At 60.9% G+C, this 15,207-nt stretch carries 15 protein-coding genes and 1 tRNA gene; 8 read left to right on the plus strand and 8 right to left on the minus strand.

What is annotated here, in order from left to right:
* Positions 1-33: 33 nt before the first annotated feature.
* The 5 genes from ACQK2G_RS13355 to ACQK2G_RS13375 form a co-directional block, all read right to left on the minus strand.
* A complete protein-coding gene (locus ACQK2G_RS13355) occupies positions 34-1,017 on the minus strand; it encodes an ABC transporter ATP-binding protein (RefSeq protein ID WP_425405532.1) in 984 nt (327 codons plus the stop codon).
* Complete coding sequence (locus ACQK2G_RS13360; protein ID WP_425405533.1) at positions 1,017-1,991, minus strand: ABC transporter ATP-binding protein; 975 nt, start codon at positions 1,989-1,991, stop codon at positions 1,017-1,019. Before ACQK2G_RS13360 ends, ACQK2G_RS13355 begins: the two co-directional genes overlap by 1 nt.
* The gene (locus ACQK2G_RS13365) at positions 1,988-2,875 is read right to left on the minus strand and encodes an ABC transporter permease (RefSeq protein WP_425405534.1); all 888 of its coding nucleotides are present in this window, start codon (positions 2,873-2,875) and stop codon (positions 1,988-1,990) included. Before ACQK2G_RS13365 ends, ACQK2G_RS13360 begins: the two co-directional genes overlap by 4 nt.
* Positions 2,875-3,846 (minus strand): ABC transporter permease, encoded by a 972-nt coding sequence (locus ACQK2G_RS13370; RefSeq protein WP_425405535.1) that lies wholly within the window; start codon positions 3,844-3,846, stop codon positions 2,875-2,877. The genes ACQK2G_RS13365 and ACQK2G_RS13370 overlap by 1 nt, the downstream gene beginning before the upstream one ends.
* Positions 3,847-3,916: 70 nt before the next feature.
* Positions 3,917-5,455: an ABC transporter substrate-binding protein gene (locus ACQK2G_RS13375; RefSeq protein WP_425405536.1), complete on the minus strand. Its 1,539-nt coding sequence runs from the start codon at positions 5,453-5,455 to the stop codon at positions 3,917-3,919.
* A 236-nt stretch (positions 5,456-5,691) separates the two neighbouring features.
* Between ACQK2G_RS13375 and ACQK2G_RS13380 the strand changes: the two genes are divergently transcribed.
* The 6 genes from ACQK2G_RS13380 to ACQK2G_RS13405 are packed head-to-tail and all read left to right on the plus strand — an operon-like array spanning position 5,692 to position 10,996.
* Positions 5,692-6,201: a MarR family winged helix-turn-helix transcriptional regulator gene (locus ACQK2G_RS13380; protein ID WP_425405537.1), complete on the plus strand. Its 510-nt coding sequence runs from the start codon at positions 5,692-5,694 to the stop codon at positions 6,199-6,201.
* On the plus strand, positions 6,198-6,914 hold the full coding sequence (locus ACQK2G_RS13385) for a creatininase family protein (RefSeq protein ID WP_425405538.1): 717 nt from the start codon (positions 6,198-6,200) through the stop codon (positions 6,912-6,914). Before ACQK2G_RS13380 ends, ACQK2G_RS13385 begins: the two co-directional genes overlap by 4 nt.
* A complete protein-coding gene (locus ACQK2G_RS13390; RefSeq protein ID WP_425405539.1) occupies positions 6,914-7,963 on the plus strand; it encodes a ketopantoate reductase family protein in 1,050 nt (349 codons plus the stop codon). Before ACQK2G_RS13385 ends, ACQK2G_RS13390 begins: the two co-directional genes overlap by 1 nt.
* Positions 7,960-8,697 carry an SDR family NAD(P)-dependent oxidoreductase gene (locus ACQK2G_RS13395; protein ID WP_425405540.1) on the plus strand — a complete coding sequence of 246 codons (738 nt, stop codon included), beginning with the start codon at positions 7,960-7,962 and terminating at the stop codon, positions 8,695-8,697. Before ACQK2G_RS13390 ends, ACQK2G_RS13395 begins: the two co-directional genes overlap by 4 nt.
* Entirely contained in the window at positions 8,694-10,103 is a 1,410-nt protein-coding gene (locus tag ACQK2G_RS13400; protein ID WP_425405541.1) for a M20/M25/M40 family metallo-hydrolase, read from the plus strand. The genes ACQK2G_RS13395 and ACQK2G_RS13400 overlap by 4 nt, the downstream gene beginning before the upstream one ends.
* A complete protein-coding gene (locus tag ACQK2G_RS13405) occupies positions 10,100-10,996 on the plus strand; it encodes a DMT family transporter (RefSeq protein ID WP_425405542.1) in 897 nt (298 codons plus the stop codon). Before ACQK2G_RS13400 ends, ACQK2G_RS13405 begins: the two co-directional genes overlap by 4 nt.
* A 164-nt stretch (positions 10,997-11,160) precedes the next feature.
* On the opposite strand, the gene ACQK2G_RS13410 is transcribed toward ACQK2G_RS13405, so the two are convergent.
* Together ACQK2G_RS13410 and ACQK2G_RS13415 are read right to left on the minus strand one after the other, a co-directional pair.
* Positions 11,161-11,237 (minus strand) — tRNA-Arg (locus ACQK2G_RS13410).
* Positions 11,238-11,357: 120 nt separating this feature from the next.
* Positions 11,358-11,663 (minus strand): ETC complex I subunit, encoded by a 306-nt coding sequence (locus tag ACQK2G_RS13415; RefSeq protein ID WP_425405543.1) that lies wholly within the window; start codon positions 11,661-11,663, stop codon positions 11,358-11,360.
* Between the two features lie 242 nt (positions 11,664-11,905).
* Between ACQK2G_RS13415 and ACQK2G_RS13420 the strand changes: the two genes are divergently transcribed.
* Positions 11,906-13,420, plus strand: a complete 1,515-nt coding sequence (locus ACQK2G_RS13420; protein WP_425405544.1) for a glycosyltransferase family 2 protein — start codon at positions 11,906-11,908, stop codon at positions 13,418-13,420.
* The gene (locus ACQK2G_RS13425; RefSeq protein WP_425405545.1) at positions 13,413-14,255 is read left to right on the plus strand and encodes a sulfotransferase family protein; all 843 of its coding nucleotides are present in this window, start codon (positions 13,413-13,415) and stop codon (positions 14,253-14,255) included. The genes ACQK2G_RS13420 and ACQK2G_RS13425 overlap by 8 nt, the downstream gene beginning before the upstream one ends.
* Positions 14,256-14,279: 24 nt before the next feature.
* Here the strand turns inward: ACQK2G_RS13425 and ACQK2G_RS13430 are convergent, their stop codons facing one another.
* Entirely contained in the window at positions 14,280-15,155 is an 876-nt protein-coding gene (locus tag ACQK2G_RS13430) for a FecR family protein (protein WP_425405546.1), read from the minus strand.
* Positions 15,156-15,207 lie beyond the last annotated feature (52 nt).

Raw genomic sequence — 15,207 nt, forward strand, 5'->3', positions numbered from 1 at the left:
CGAAATAATGATCAACGCTTCGCGATGATCGCATCAGGCGAAATGGCACGCGACGCGACGGGATTCCTCAAACGCGCGTAATACAGGCACCTCCTCCCGGCACCGATCCGCGGCAAGCGGACAGCGCGGGGCGAAATGGCAACCGGGCGGCGGGGACAAAGGTGACGGTATCTCACCCGCAATCGGCTCGAACTGCACCAGGGTATCCTGGTTCAGCACCAGTTTGGGGATGGAGGCGATCAGCGCCCGTGTATAAGGGTGTGCCGGTGCCTCGAAAAGGGCTTCCGTCGGCGCTTCCTCCACGATCCGTCCCAGATACATGACCGCCACACGATCGCTGACATGCCGGACCACGGACAGGTCGTGGCTGATGAACAGGCAGGTCAGGTTCAGGTCCCGGCGAAGGTCCAGGAACAAGTTGATAACCTGCGCCTGGATCGAAACGTCGAGCGAGGCGACAGGCTCGTCACAGATCAATAGATCCGGTTTCATGGCAAGCGCACGGGCGATGGCAATGCGCTGACGTTGCCCGCCGGAGAATTGATGCGGGTACCGGTTGGCATAGGTCGGGTCCAGCCCGACGCGAGCAAACCAATCCAAAACGTAAGCCCGCGCGTCGGATCGAGGCACGAGACCGTGTTCGATCGGGCCTTCCGCCACCGCGTCCCCGACCTTCATGCGCGGGTCGAGCGACGCGAAGGGATCCTGAAACACCGTCTGAACCCGTGTGGTCTGCTTGCGCCCGTCGAGCATGACCGGCTTGCCGTCCAACAGCACGCTGCCGGCGGTCGGCGTCAGAATGCCGGCGGCCACCTTTCCCAGCGTGGACTTTCCGCAACCGGATTCCCCTACCAGTCCCAACGTCTTGCCTTTTTCCAGGACAAGAGAAACGTCGTTGACGGCCTTCACCGACCGCATTTCAACCTTGGCGCCAAGCTTCGCGGCAATCCTGTCCCCCAGGGTCACCGGGGGACGGAATTCCCGCACCACATTCGAGACTTCGAAAAAGGCATCCATCAGACAGCCCTTTCCATGGCAAGGGGATGGTGGCAGCGCCAAGCGCGGTCTTTCAGGACGGCAACATCCGGCGCTTTGTCGCATTGATCGGACGCATGGGCGCAGCGCGGTTTGAAGGGACACCCCTCACCCAGCGACAACAACGATGGCGTGGTCCCCGGAATTTGGCGCAGCGGCTTACCGGGTTCCGCCGTTGCGGGCAGAGAATCGATCAATCCCCGCGTATAGGGATGTTGTGGATCGTTCAGCACTTCGGCCGTCGGCCCCTCCTCCACGACCCTGCCCGCATACATGACGAGCAGACGGGAGGCGAGGCTGGAAACCGTCGCCAGATCGTGACTGATCCAGATCAGCGCCGTGCCCGTTTCCTGCGCCAGGTTCCGCATTTCGTGCAGGATCTGGGCCTGGATGGAAACGTCCAGCGCCGTCGTCGGTTCGTCCGCCACGATAACGGACGGGTTGTGCAGCAGGGCGATGGCGATGGCGACGCGTTGGCGCATGCCGCCCGAAAATTCATGCGGGTAGTTGTCGAGCCGCGAGCGCGGATCCGGTATCCCGACCTTGTCCAGAACCTCCACGCAGCGCCGTTCCGACGCGGCAGCGGACAGAGAGCCATGGGCATCCAGCGCCATCTTCATCTGGGTGCGGATAGAGAGCAGCGGGTTCAAAGTCGCGATCGGATCCTGGAAGATCATCGCAATGTCCCGCCCCCGGCGCTTGCGCAACTCGCGCTCAGGCAACCCGACCAAATCCTGGCCGTTTAGGATGATCCTGCCCCGGTCGATCCGCCCCGGCGCATCGACCAGGCCCAGCAGAGAAAAGCCGGTGACCGTCTTGCCCGATCCGGATTCGCCGACCAACCCCAACACCTCACCCTTGCGCAGGCTGAAGCTGACGCCGTTCACCGCCTTCACGACACCGCCGCGGGTGTGAAAACTTGTGCACAGGTCCTGAACGTCGAGAACCACGGTCATTTGCGAAGCCTCGGATTGAATTGGTCGCGGATCTGGTCGCCGACGACATTGATGGCGACGATCAGGATGATCAGTGCGATGCCCGGGAAGACCGATATCCAGTACCGGCCGCTCATCATATAGGGGAACCCGTTCGAGATGAGCATGCCGAGACTGGGCTCCGTTACCGGCAAGCCCAGGCCCAGGAAGCTCAAGGTTGCCTCAAGCGAAATGGCATTCGCGATCTGAACCGTCGCCACGACGATCAGGGGCGGCATGCAGTTCGGCAGCAGGTGCCGAACGGCGACCTTGTATCCCGGCAGCGGTGTCGCCAGGGCCGCCTCGACATAGTCCTTGCGGCGTTCGGCCTTGGCCGCGCCATAGGATGTACGCGCGAAATAGGCGTATTGGGCGGCGACCAGCGCGGCAATCAATTGCCCCTTGCCCTGCCCGAGCAGCGCAACCAGCACCAGCGCCAGCAAAATGGCCGGGAAGGAAAGCTGCAGATCGATGATCCGCATCAGCACGGTCTCGATCCAGCCCCCCGCATAGGCCGCAAAAATGCCGACGATCGTGCCCAGCACAAGGGCGATCACGCCCGCCGCCAAGCCGATGATGATCGAGATCCTCAAGCCGTAGAAGATGGCCGATAACAGGTCCCGCCCCTGCGGGTCCGTTCCCAGCACGTGGACGTAACCGCCCGAGCCCACGAAGCCCGGCGCCCGCCGTGCATCCATCAGCGATAGCAATTCCAGATTATACGGATCCTGGGGGACCAGCAGCGGCGCCAGGAAGGCGGCCAGCGCCAACAAAACGACGACGACCAGGGAGGCAACGGCGAACTTGTTTTCAGCGAATTCCCGCCAGAACAGCCGAAACGGCGATTGGGTATCCGAAGCCGACATCATGCCCCCTTGGCGCGGATGCGCGGATCAATGAGCGCGAAGACCAGATCGACAGTCAGATTGATCATCACGAAAAGCAGCGCCGTCAAAATCAGGTAGGCGACCATGACCGGCCGGTCGAGCACGGCGATGCTGTCGATGATCAACTTGCCGACACCGGGCCAGGAAAAGATCGTCTCGGTCACCACGGCGAAAGCGAGCGTCGAGCCAAGCTCCAGGCCGAAGACCGTGATGATCGGAATGGAAATCAATTTCAGCAGGTGACGGCGCAAAATGCGTCCTTCGGAAATGCCCGCGGCGCGCGCAAACTTGATCGTATCGGTCAGCATGGTTTCCCGCGTTCCCGCGCGCGCCAGACGGATCATCATGGCCAGTTTGAAGAAGGCAAGGTTCAACGCCGGCAGAACGATATGGGACAACCCGTCGAAGGTCAGGAAGCTCCATTCCACGCCGAACAGCGTGACGGTTTCTCCCCGGCCGCCCGCGGGCAGCCAGCCAAGATTCACCGCGAAGGTCAGGATCAGGATCAAGCCTACCCAGAAACTGGGCACGGAAAAGCCGAGCACCGAAACCGCCATAATGGTTTTCGCGATGAGGCTGTCCGGCCGGTACCCGGCATAAATGCCCAGCGCCACGCCGCAAACGGTAGCAGAGACAATGGAGATCAGCACCAGTTCCAGCGTGGCCGGCAGCCGACCCAGGATAAGTTCGAGAACCGGCAGATTATAGATGAAGGAGCGGCCGAAATCGCCCTCCGTAAGATTGCCGAGGAAAATGAAATACTGCTTCCACAAGGGCAGATCGAGCCCCAGGCTGCGAATCGTGGCCTCGCGAATTTCCTGCGTGGCTTCGGGCGGAATGATGATTTCGATGGGATTGCCGATGGCGTAAACCCCAACGAAGACAAGAACGGACATCGCCGCCATGACCAGGCTGGCCTGAATCAGGCGTTGAATAACAAACCCCAGCATGACCGATTGAGCCTTGTACCTATCAAGAAATGGTTGGCCGGGAAGGAAACCCCTCCCCGGCCATAGTGACTCAACCCTTCGGCTTTATGAAGAAAGCCAGCGTGTCTTCGTCAAAGCGCGGCGGGAAAGTAAGCTTCCCGGCCTTTGTCGCCCACACGGTCTGAAGCTGGACAACCGGAATGTAGACCCGGTCGGCCATGGTCAGTTCCATCGCTTCTTCATACAGCGCACGGCGCGGGTCCGCTTCCAGCGTCATGGCGCCCTTCTGCATCAGCTCGTCAACCTTGTCGTTCTTGTAGGCGACGCGGTTGAAGGCCCCCATCTTGACGTCCGGATTGTTGGAATGCGCCAACGCACCCAGCGTATAGGACGCCTCACCAGTCAGCGTGCCCCAGCCGTTCATGAAGACTGAATATTCCAGGCGCGACTGGGCCGGGAAATAGACGGTCTTGGAAATGGCATTGACGTTCGTCTTGATACCGATCTGGCTGAACATCTGACCCAGGCCCTGACAAATCGCACCGTCGCCCGGCAGGCGGTCGGAGGTGCAGTACAGGTCGATCTGGAAACCATCCGGATAACCGGCTTCGGCCAACAGCGCCTTCGCCTTCGCAGCGTCATGCGTGCGGGCGGGGATCTTTTCGCTGGAACCGAAGAAACCGGGCGGCATCATCTGGTTGGCGGGCTTGCCCAGGCCTTCCAGGACGATTTGGACCATGGTTTCACGGTCGATGGCCAGATCGATCGCTTCGCGGACCTTCGGATTCCGCAGCGGGTTTTCCGCCAGCTTGGACCCGTCGATAGCATAGACCTTCGGCGTGTCGGGACGCTGATCCAGCTGCAGGTTCATGATGTAGACGCTGTCGCCGACAACCGCGTCGACCGATGCGTCCCGCTGCAAGGCGAGATAATCGACGGAGGACACATAGTTGATGATATCGACCTGACCGGCCTTCAGGGCCGCCAGACGCGCGCTGTCATTCGGGATTTCCTTGCGGATCACCTTTTCCCAGGCCCCTTTGCCGCGCCAGTAATCGTCGAAACGCTCCAGCACCAGGTCGCCTTTGGGCTCCCAGCTGACAAATTTATACGGGCCGGTGCCGACCGCGGCCGGACCGCCGTTGAATCCCGCCGGAGCGGTTTCCTTCGTTGAGTAGTCCTTCGATGCCTCGGCACTGACGATGAAAAGGCGGACGAAGTCGTACGGCAGGGTTGCCGCCGGACCGTTGGTGTGGATATGGATCGTGTACGGGTCGATGATTTCGACCGACTCGACGCGGCGAACATAGATCGTCGTCGTCGTCGGGCCGCTGACCTGCGGAATGCGTTCAATAGAAAACTTCACGTCTTCCGCATCGAAGGTCGAACCGTCATGAAACTTGACGCCTTCCCGCAGCTTGAATTCCCAGGTCGTCTCGTTCAGCGGCTTCCAGGAAGTCGCTAGACCCGGTTCGATCTGCAGATCGTCCCCGGACCAGACCAGGGTGTCATAGATATGCTTGGCCGCTTCGGCATGACTGCCCAGCGCCGAATAGTGCGGATCCAAGGATTCCGGGCCGCCCCGGACCCCCATTGTGAGCGTCTGCGCAGACACGCTGGCTGCGGACACTGCAACACCCAAGGCAACAGCCAAAGATGCCAAAAATCGCTTTGCTTTCATTGCTCCCCCGTCCAAGTTTGTGTATGCCAAATTAGTTCCACCTGGAACTTACAAGCTTGACGGTGTTACGGAATAGTGCTGATGTCAAGTTCTATATGGAACTAATAAAGTTTAAAGTGGGGGTGGAAAACATGCCATTGGCAAATGACTTTGTCGTGAACCGACGAAGCGGTGGGGTATCGGGAATGGACGAGATGACCGAGGCCAAGCTGTGGACGAACCCCTGCCCGTTTGCCTTCCGCCTCAACTATCTGGCGCTCCGCTACAATACGCCCTGCTATGGATGGGTTCAGAAGACGGAGGGGCTCAGCCGTATAGAATATGTCGTGATCTATTCCATCGCACTTTGCGAAGGCGGCCAGGCCCGGGACATCGCCCACTCTTCCGGCTTTCCGAAGAACAGCCTGTCGCGCGCCATGGCAAAACTTGAAAAAGACGGCCTGATCTATCGTGAGCAGGACGAGAACGATCGGCGAAACCAGGCCCTGTTCCTGACCGAATCGGGCCGCGCGCTGTTCGACCGCACCGTTTCGGTTTTCGAAATGCGTGAACGGGAAATGCTGGACTGCCTCAAAGAAGACGAACTCAAGACCCTGTCCAATCTGTTGGCGAAAGTGGTGCTGAACTGTGCACCGCTCTCAGACGAGATACCGGACTCAATCAATGCACAGGAAGTGGGGAAGACCGAGAAATGATGATTGCGGAAATGAATTGGATGGATGTCGAAAAGCAGGTCGCCAAGGACCCGCGCTGCGTCCTTCCCATCGGATCCACCGAACAGCACGCGCAGTTGTCGCTCTGCGTCGACGTCATTCTGGCCGAACGGGTCGCCAAGGAAGCCGCCGAGCCGCTGGGTGTTCCCGTCTACCCGGTCATTCCGTACGGTCTCACCCCGTATTTCAGCGCCTATCCGGGCACGGTCACCCTGCGTGTCGAGACCTTGATGGGGCTTATGCGCGACGTCATCGGGTCGCTGCGCCGCAGCGGCTTCCGCAACATCCTGATGGTCAACGGCCATGGCGGGAACAATCCGATCGGCGCGCTGGCCCAGGAACTTATGGCAGATTACGGCGACATCTCCGTCCGCCTGCATAATTGGTGGGCGGCGCCCAAGACCATGCAAGCGGTGAAAGAGGTTCACCCGGTCGGCAGTCACGCCAACTGGATGGAAAACTTCCCCTGGACCCGGCTGCCCCACGCGCCTGCCCCGGAGGGAGAAAAGCCGGTCGTCAATCTGGACGCCGTGAAGGCGGCGGCCCCGCATGACGCGAAGAAACTGCTGGGCGACGGTAATTTCGGCGGGCCCTGGCAGATGCCGGACGATCAGGCGATGAAGGTCTGGCAGGCCGGCGTCGAGGAAACCCGCGAAGCCATCGAAGGTCCCTGGCCGAACTGGGACGAACGGTGATGGTTGCGAAGGCAAACGACGACACGATTCTGATTTGGGGCGCCGGGGCAATCGGCGGTATCCTTGGCGCCTATTGGGCGCGCGCGGGTCATCCGGTACTGATGGTCGATATCGACGTTGACCATGTTGCGGCCTGCAATCAAACCGGATTGCATATCGAAGGACCGGTTGAGGAATTCACGCAGAGCGTCCCCGCCGCCACACCTGGACAGGTGACCGGAAAATACCGCCGCGTCATCCTGGCGGTGAAGGCACAGGCGACGGAAGCAGCGATGAAAATGCTGCTGCCGCACCTGGCGGAAGACGGTTTTGTGCTGTCCGCCCAGAACGGTCTGAACGAACATCTGATTGCCGACCTGGCCGGGCCGGAGCGAACCATGGGCGCCTTCGTCAACTACGGCAGCGACTGGCAGGGACCGGGGCGCATCCTGTTCGGAAATCGCGGCGCGGTGGTCGTCGGGGAGATCGACGGCAGCATCCGCGACAGAACGCGTGAGATGTTCGACCTGCTGAAAGTCTTCGAGCCGGAAGCAGTGCTGACCGACAACATCTGGTCCTATCTGTGGGGCAAGCTCGGTTACGGCGCGCAGCTGTTCGCCACGGCGCTGACGCCGGACAGCATGTCGGCCAACTTTTCGGACCCTGACCGGGTGCCGGTGCTGATCGCACTGGGGCGCGAGGTCATGAAGGTTGCGCAAGCGGAGAAGATTTCACCGCGCGGGTTCAATGGATTCGATGCCGTCGCCTACAGTGAAACGGCAACCGATGCGGATGCCCTGGCATCCATAGCGGCCTTGGCTGAATTCACGTCGAGGACAGCCAAGACACATTCCGGAATCTGGCGCGATTTGGCCGTCCGGAAACGCCGGACGGAAGTCGACCCGCAGATCGGCATCATCGTCAAAATCGCTGCTAGGCACGGCTTGGACGTCCCCGTCCTGGCGCGTCTCGTGGAACTGATCCACGACATCGAAGACGGCAAGCGACCGCAAAGCAAGGACACCTTTATGGAACTGGACAAGGTTCTTCGTGGGGTGGCTGCCGCATGACCCTCGCACTCGTTACCGGCGTGGTCGGTGGCATCGGCGCCGCCATCGCGCGCAAGCTTCATCACGACGGCATGGACGTGGTCGTTACCGATATGCCCGGACCGGCTTTCGAGGCTGCACAGGCGGAACTGGGCCTGCCCGGCCATACGGCGGACCTGGGCGACCGGAACGATGTCGCCCGATTGGCCCGCGAGATCGAAAAGCATCACGGCGCACCGACGGTCCTGGTCAGTGCGGCCGGCGGCGTGCGCGGCCAGGTCCACCACCCGGTGGAGGATGTGCCCGAGGAAGATTGGCGCGCCATCTTCGCCGCCAATGCGGACAGCGCTTTCTTCCTGACACAAATGTTCGCGCCGGCGATGAAGAAGGCCGGCGCCGGACGCATCGTCACCATCAGTTCCGGCGCCGGATTGAAGCCCAGCCTGACGAAGATCCAGGCCTATACGGCATCGAAACACGCGCTGGTCGGGCTGACCAAGCAATTGGCCTTGGAACTGGGCCCTTTCGGGATCACGGTCAATTCCGTCGCACCCGGCTTCGTACTGTCCAACGACGCAACAAGGCGTCAGTGGGAAAGCTATGGACCCGACGGACAAAAGGCATTGGTCGAGAACATTCACCTGCGCCGGTTAGGTAAACCGGAAGATATCGCCAATGCGGTCGCCTTCCTGGTCGGGGATCAGGCGGACTGGATCACCGGACAGATCCTGTCGGTGGATGGGGGCCATCGATGAATTCCGACTTAATGGGCGAAATTCAGTCCGGGCGATCCGAATTCCTTGAACGCCTGAGGATCTATCTCAATTGTCAGTCCGTCAGCACCGATCCGGCCTATGCGGCGGGCATGCGCGATGCGCGCCGGTTCCTGACGGGCTTTCTGGACGGCATGGGCTTTTCCGGCATCAGGGAGCTCGACGGCGGTGTCGGGGGACATCCGGCTCTCTACGCCGAATGCTTGAATGCCGAGGGCGCGCCGACCATGCTGGTCTACGGTCACTACGACGTGCAGCCCCCGGATCCGCTGGACCGCTGGAAGTCTCCTCCCTTCGAAATGCAGGAGCGAGACGGACGCCTCTATGCGCGTGGGATTTCCGACGACAAGGGACCGACCATGATCGCGCTGGAAGCCATGCGCGCCTATCTCGAGGTGCGGGGCGGTTTGCCGATCAATGTGAAAATCCTGCTGGAGGGCGAGGAGGAGACCGGGTCCCCATCCCTGCCCAATATCCTGAAACAGAATGCCGATCTGCTGGCTGCTGACGCAATCCTGTCGGCCGACGGCGCCCGCTGGCGGGCCGATCTGACCGCGGTCAATGTCGGGTCGCGCGGCAATGGCGGCTTCGAATTCTCGCTGAAGACCGCCGACATGGATCTGCATTCCGGCCGCTATGGCGGCGCGGTTCCCAATGCCCTGCACGAAATGGCGCGTGTCATCGCCGCCCTGCATGACACGGACAACCGCGTCACCGTGCCAGGCTTCTACGACGGCATCGTCATGCCCGATCCCGCAACCGAAGCGGATCTGCACGCTATTCCCTTCGACGGTGCCGCCTGGGCCGGCGGGGTCGGCGCGTCGGAGAAGGGCGAAACGGGCTACACCACTTTGCAACGGCTGTGGGACCGCCCAACCCTTGAAGTGAACGGCATGTGGGGCGGTTACCAGGGGGCCGGCAGCAAGACCGTCATTCCGAACGAGGCCCACGCCAAGATCACCATGCGCCTTGTACCGGGGCAGAAACCCGAAGCCATCCGTGACGCGGTGAAGGCGCATATCGCAGCCCTCGTGCCGCCCGGCGTGGAATTGACCTTCACCGCCGACCGTGGCTGGACGAAAGCCTACACTGTGCCTGCCAAGCATCCCCTTTTGATGGCGGCTGAGGAGGCCCTGTCGGAAACCTTGGGTGAAAAACCTGTCCGCGTCCGCATCGGCGCGACACTGCCCTTGTCCGATCTCGTGTCGCGCGAACTTGGGATCGACACGGTCATGTTCTCCTTCTCGACAGCCGATGAGCAGTTTCATGCGCCGAACGAGTTCCTGAGGCTCTCCGCGATCGACGACGGCATTCGCGCCTGGATTTGCATTCTGGACAAAATCGGCAATCAGCTGCCCGACCTCTACGCCCCCTATCGACAAAAATGATCAACGCACAATCGGTCAACAACGGGCGAGGCGCGCTGCTCCTCGCACTTGCGGCCGCGGTCTTCACGGGTGAAGTCACAGTCGTCCGGCTCTTGGCGGGCGAAGCAAGCAATGGCCAGGTGGTATTCGCCCGCGCAGCGGTGCAATTGGTCATCGTGCTGGGTTACATCCTGATGACACGCCCCAGCCTTGTGAAAACCGGCCGCCCCGGTCTCCATTTGATACGCGGCCTGACCAGTTTGCTGTGTTGGTTCTTCTATTACCGCAGCTTCCAAAGCCTTGATATCGCCATGGCGACGACCCTGACCTTCACGACTTCACTATTCGTCGTCGTTCTTGCGGGCCCCTTGTTAAAGGAGCAGGTCTCAAAAATGCGATGGGCGCTGACCTTTCTCGGCTTTGTCGGTGTCGTGCTCGCTGCCGGACCGAGCGACATCATTGAGGCGGAATTCAATCTCGGTATCCTCTATGGGTTGATCGCAGCGCTGGCCGCCGCGGCCCTGGTATTCCTGAACCGCGTGCTCACCCGCAGCGAATCAACACCGACCATCATGCTGTATATCGGCCTCATTACCACGATCGGCGCAATGCCCGGCGTGATCAACGATTGGCGCCCGCTCGACCCTGAACTTGTCGGAATGCTCTTCCTGTCGGGCGGACTGGGCACGATCGGCATGATTCTGACCGTAGAGGCCTATCGGATTGGAGAGGTTTCCGCCCTCGCCCCATACCCCTACCTTCGCATTGCCTTTGCCATCGTCGTCGGTTTTTTCCTGTTCCAGGAATTCCCAAACATCGAGGCATTGATCGGGACAGGCATCATCGTGTTCAGCGCATTGGCAACCCGCGGAGGCGAACCGAAGAGACGCGGTCTCTCCGCGCCGATGCGGTGACCGGTCTGGACCGGTGCCGGAAGCACGGCAGGTTTTGCGACCTGGAATACATCGATCTGGAACAGAGAGCCCTGCAAACCATCGACACACCACTCGGCTCGAGTCTGTTACCTATGTCTTAGGGACAATCTGCTACCTATGTGTCCGGGTCGGGCACAGATTTTTGGCGACCCCGGCAGGACTCGAACCTGCAACAACTGGTTTAGAAGACCAGTGCTCTATCCAATTGAGCTACGGGGCCTTTGGCGTGATGGGGTGCCTATAGCGGAATTCGCGGCGGAATGCCATCTCGCCGAATGCCGGTCAGGACGGCCGCGCCTGCCGGCAATTCTGCCTTCCGGTTTCTATCAGGCTTTCGCCCTCAATGCGTCCAGGGCTGCAGGCGGGAATAGGAAAAATTGTCCGCATAGGCCTTCGGTTTGATCTTGCGGGTCTTTTCTTCCTGAACCGTATAGGTATGGCCGTGCTTCTTGGCGTATTCCACCGCCTCTTCCTTGGTGTGGAAGTGAAGCGTCACCTGCTTGCGGGTGTCCGCCGACCCGACCCAGCCGATCAGGTCGTCCGGCATGGCCCGGTCCGTCGGCTCGAATTCCATGATCCAGTCCTTGATCTTGCCACGGCCCGACTGCATCGCGGTCTTGGCCGGTTTGAAAATCCGTACTTCCATGCGTCGCAAGCTCCAGCTCTTCCATGCGGGGCGCAGCATACAGCCAAGAACCGCGCCAGCCAAGCCGTTCGCAAACATCCGATTCACCAGTCTTTTCAGCTTGTTGCGCGAATAGCATCCGGGCCGCAGCCGGCGATTGTCCCTGAGCGCGCCCCTCGCGTTTCCCGGCGTGGCGGTGTTAGACTACACAACCGAACATCAGCGCGTCCGCCGCACCCGATCAATCACGGACAGGAACATCGATGCCCGCCGGCAAGCCAATCGTGACCACGGTCATCCGGGCCTTCAACCGTCGCGACCGAATTTCCGACACAATCCGCTCCGCTTTGGCCCAAACCCTCGAAGGGCAGCCAATCATCGTGGTCGACGACGCGTCGACCGACGGTACCGCCGACGTCGTCCAGGAGACGTTCGGAGACCGTGTTCAGGTGATCAGACATGCGGAAAACAAGGGCGCCGGCGGAGCGGCGAATACGGGCCTGAACGCCGCCCGAACGCCTTACACCGCCTTCCTCGACAGCGATGATTTCTGGTACCCGGAATACCTTGAGACGATGCTGGACGCCTTTCGGGAAAATCCGGGCACGACCCTGGTCTATAGCGACCTTCGGCGCAGTTTCTCCGCGCTCGACATCGATCGCCCGGCCTCGTGCCAGGAACCGAACGCCATTCCCGAGAACCTCGCCGGGCCTGCTGTGACGATGAGCCTTGTCGTCATGCGGACGCGCACCGCGCGGGACGCCGGCGGCTTCAGCGAAACCCAGCGGATCGGCGAGGATTTCGATTTCTACATCCGCCTCTGGATGAACGCGCCCGACACCTTCGTTCATGTCAAAAAATGCCTGGTCGAATATGACAACTGGGCAGGTGGGATAACCAAGGACACCGACGTCTTTCTGCAGCACGTTTTCTACCACGTGGACAAGTTCCTGAGGGAGCCCGCCTTCGCGCATCTCGCCGACAAGAAATCCCACATCCTGAGCAGAAGATCCTTCGGCATCGCGGCCAATCGGGAGGTAGACAAATGGCTTAGCAACCCGCCGACACGCAGTTTCTGCGTCGTCATCGGCGGCGTGGATGACGAGACCGCTTTGGTGCGGACCCTCTCTTCCATCGCGGCACAACGCCTGCCGGCGCGCGAAGTCATCGTCCTGCACAAGATTTCCCTGACCGCCCCGGAATTGCTTACGCCGGAATGGCCGTTTCTTCTGCAATGCTTTCCACAGGCAGTGAATGATACAAAGGCGCGGATTCTAAGGAATGCCCTAGCCCTCACATCATCGTCGCTGGTTCTTCTCCTCGACCCGGGGGATGTTCTGACGCCGACGGCACTGGACGATCATCGATATGCCTTTTCCTGCAGTTTCCGCACGATCGCCTTCAGTTACGGCGGCATCCCCGAACGGCCGATACCTCCGGCCCTGCCTCTCGGCGTCGCTCAGGTTGCCAAAACGGCGATGATCGAAAACGCGCCGGGACTGCTATCGGCCATGGCGATGTCGCGCAAGACATTGCTCAAGGCCGGCGGCGTTCCGGACGTCCCCGACGACGCCCTTTGGTACGCCCTGGTCTGTCAATTATCGGCGACGGGGAAGCCCGGCGTTCGCATCAAGCATCCCGTGCTGGATCACCGCATCGCCGGGTTCTCGTCTTCCCAGGCCAAACTGGCGGCATTGAAAACCTTCGCCGAAACCGAGAACGGCCGTCGCTGCAAAGGCATTTTGGACGAGCTTCAGGATATAACGGATTATGCGTAAAACGGAACTGCCGGCCCCGGTCTTCATCGTCGCCCCGATGGGCCGGAGCGGGACGAATTACCTCAAATCGATGCTGGAGACCCATCCGGATCTGTATTTCGTCGACGTGCTGGAAGACTATCTGAATGTCGGCGCAAACCATCTCAGCGACTATGCCGACGGCGTCTTCAAGATGTGGGAGGCCATGGACGGCGGCAGCTATACGGGGCTGGGCACCGTGTCGCGCGATGACATGCTGGCCGTGATCGGCGACGCGCTGCTGTCCCTTATCGGCGGCGACAAGGACCCGACCCGCCGCCCGCTGTCGAAATCACCCGTTGCCGGGGATTGGCCGGTGGGGCTGCGGCTGTTTCCCGACGCCAATTACCTGCTGATCATTCGCGACCCGCGCTCGATCGCCGAGAGCTTTCTGAATGTTCGCAGTGCATGGAGCCTTTCCTTCACCCTGGAGCATCTGGCGTCTTCCTGGGTCCAACGCATGCGGCTTATTACCCAGACATTGGCCGATCATCAGGACGCGGTACGCGACGGCAGGATCATGACAATCCGGTACGAAAAGCTGGTCGCCGACCCCGCCCCCGTCCTCAATGGTGTGCTGGAGCGAATCGGCCTGCCCCCCTTCCCCGACGGCAGCGCGCCCGATACGAATTTCCCCGTCATAGGATCCAGCTTCGGAATCCGGACGGAAGAGGGACGGGTCGACTTCACACCACAGCCGAAACCGGACGACTTCGACCCGCGTCGGCGCTGGGCCGATTGGACGCCCGATCAGCACAAACGGTTCAACCGCATTTGCGGGTCGATGATGAAGAAATGGGGATACGAGCCGATTTGACCGGCCGAAACGTGGGCCCGCGCGTCAGACGCCGGAGCCGCTTTCCTCGATTTCCTGGGCCTGCTCTTCGAAGATCTCCTGGATGACTTCCTCCTCCAGCACATCCGTGCCGAGGATTGTCTCCAACTCGCGTACCGTGATGGGTTCCGCGCCTTCGAGCGAATCGATCAGGCCGGTATCCGGATCGACCGCCTGCTGTCCCAACCGATCCTGCAGGTTGTTCAAAACCGCGTCGGGGACATTCACCGCCGTCACCGATCCTTCCGGCGTCTCAAGCGCATTAAGCGCTTCGCCCAAATCGGCCGGGTTGATTTCCGCAGGCGGGCTGATTTCGCCATCCGGAGAAATGCTGAAGGAAAAACCGGCCGTATCCATCGCAATGGTATCGCCGTTGACGCTTTCGACCGTCATCTGGTCACCGAAGACGAAGAAGGCCTGAATGCCGCCGCCGTCCAGGACACGCACAAGGGCAACGCCGCCGCGTACGCCGATCGTACCGACGACGGTCGCGATATTGACTGTCCCGGATTTACTGATGGCGCCGCCTATGAACCGCATGACGCCGGCCGCCTGCTGCACCACCATCGTGCCCGTGCCGGAAACCGGATCGTAGACATATTCGTCGATCGTGATTTCCGCATTGGGCCCAAGGGTCATGTTCGATTCGTCCCGGAACAGGATATGCAGATGCCCTTCCGGTCCGGTCGTGATGTGCTCGTTACGGAAAATCTCGTTGCCGATGGCGATCGTCCGCGGCGCGGCGTCACCGAGTACCGCCTGAATCGAGGGGATGGCCACCATGGCCGACCCGGCCACTTCAGGCGCATCCTGGGCAAGGGCCGGTTGGCCGACGATGAAGGTCAGCAGACTGGCGGAGGCTAATAGATGGAACCGGTTCATGTCACTCGCCCCGATCCATTTCCATCGAACACATGCTTGAAATACTCACTTC

The sequence above is a fragment of the Hwanghaeella sp. genome, assembly GCF_965227365.1.
Classification (GTDB): Bacteria; Pseudomonadota; Alphaproteobacteria; order UBA8366; family Aestuariispiraceae; genus Hwanghaeella.

Excerpts from the sequence above, each read along its gene's own strand:
- ACQK2G_RS13355 (WP_425405532.1), bottom strand. The coding sequence starts at position 1,017 with ATGGATGCCTTTTTCGAAGTCTCGAATGTGGTGCGGGAATTCCGTCCC.
- ACQK2G_RS13360 (WP_425405533.1), bottom strand. The coding sequence starts at position 1,991 with ATGACCGTGGTTCTCGACGTTCAGGACCTGTGCACAAGTTTTCACACC.
- ACQK2G_RS13365 (WP_425405534.1), bottom strand. The coding sequence starts at position 2,875 with ATGTCGGCTTCGGATACCCAATCGCCGTTTCGGCTGTTCTGGCGGGAA.
- ACQK2G_RS13370 (WP_425405535.1), bottom strand. The coding sequence starts at position 3,846 with ATGCTGGGGTTTGTTATTCAACGCCTGATTCAGGCCAGCCTGGTCATG.
- ACQK2G_RS13380 (WP_425405537.1), top strand. The coding sequence starts at position 5,692 with ATGGACGAGATGACCGAGGCCAAGCTGTGGACGAACCCCTGCCCGTTT.
- ACQK2G_RS13385 (WP_425405538.1), top strand. The coding sequence starts at position 6,198 with ATGATGATTGCGGAAATGAATTGGATGGATGTCGAAAAGCAGGTCGCC.
- ACQK2G_RS13390 (WP_425405539.1), top strand. The coding sequence starts at position 6,914 with ATGGTTGCGAAGGCAAACGACGACACGATTCTGATTTGGGGCGCCGGG.
- ACQK2G_RS13395 (WP_425405540.1), top strand. The coding sequence starts at position 7,960 with ATGACCCTCGCACTCGTTACCGGCGTGGTCGGTGGCATCGGCGCCGCC.
- ACQK2G_RS13400 (WP_425405541.1), top strand. The coding sequence starts at position 8,694 with ATGAATTCCGACTTAATGGGCGAAATTCAGTCCGGGCGATCCGAATTC.
- ACQK2G_RS13405 (WP_425405542.1), top strand. The coding sequence starts at position 10,100 with ATGATCAACGCACAATCGGTCAACAACGGGCGAGGCGCGCTGCTCCTC.
- ACQK2G_RS13415 (WP_425405543.1), bottom strand. The coding sequence starts at position 11,663 with ATGGAAGTACGGATTTTCAAACCGGCCAAGACCGCGATGCAGTCGGGC.
- ACQK2G_RS13420 (WP_425405544.1), top strand. The coding sequence starts at position 11,906 with ATGCCCGCCGGCAAGCCAATCGTGACCACGGTCATCCGGGCCTTCAAC.
- ACQK2G_RS13425 (WP_425405545.1), top strand. The coding sequence starts at position 13,413 with ATGCGTAAAACGGAACTGCCGGCCCCGGTCTTCATCGTCGCCCCGATG.
- ACQK2G_RS13430 (WP_425405546.1), bottom strand. The coding sequence starts at position 15,155 with ATGAACCGGTTCCATCTATTAGCCTCCGCCAGTCTGCTGACCTTCATC.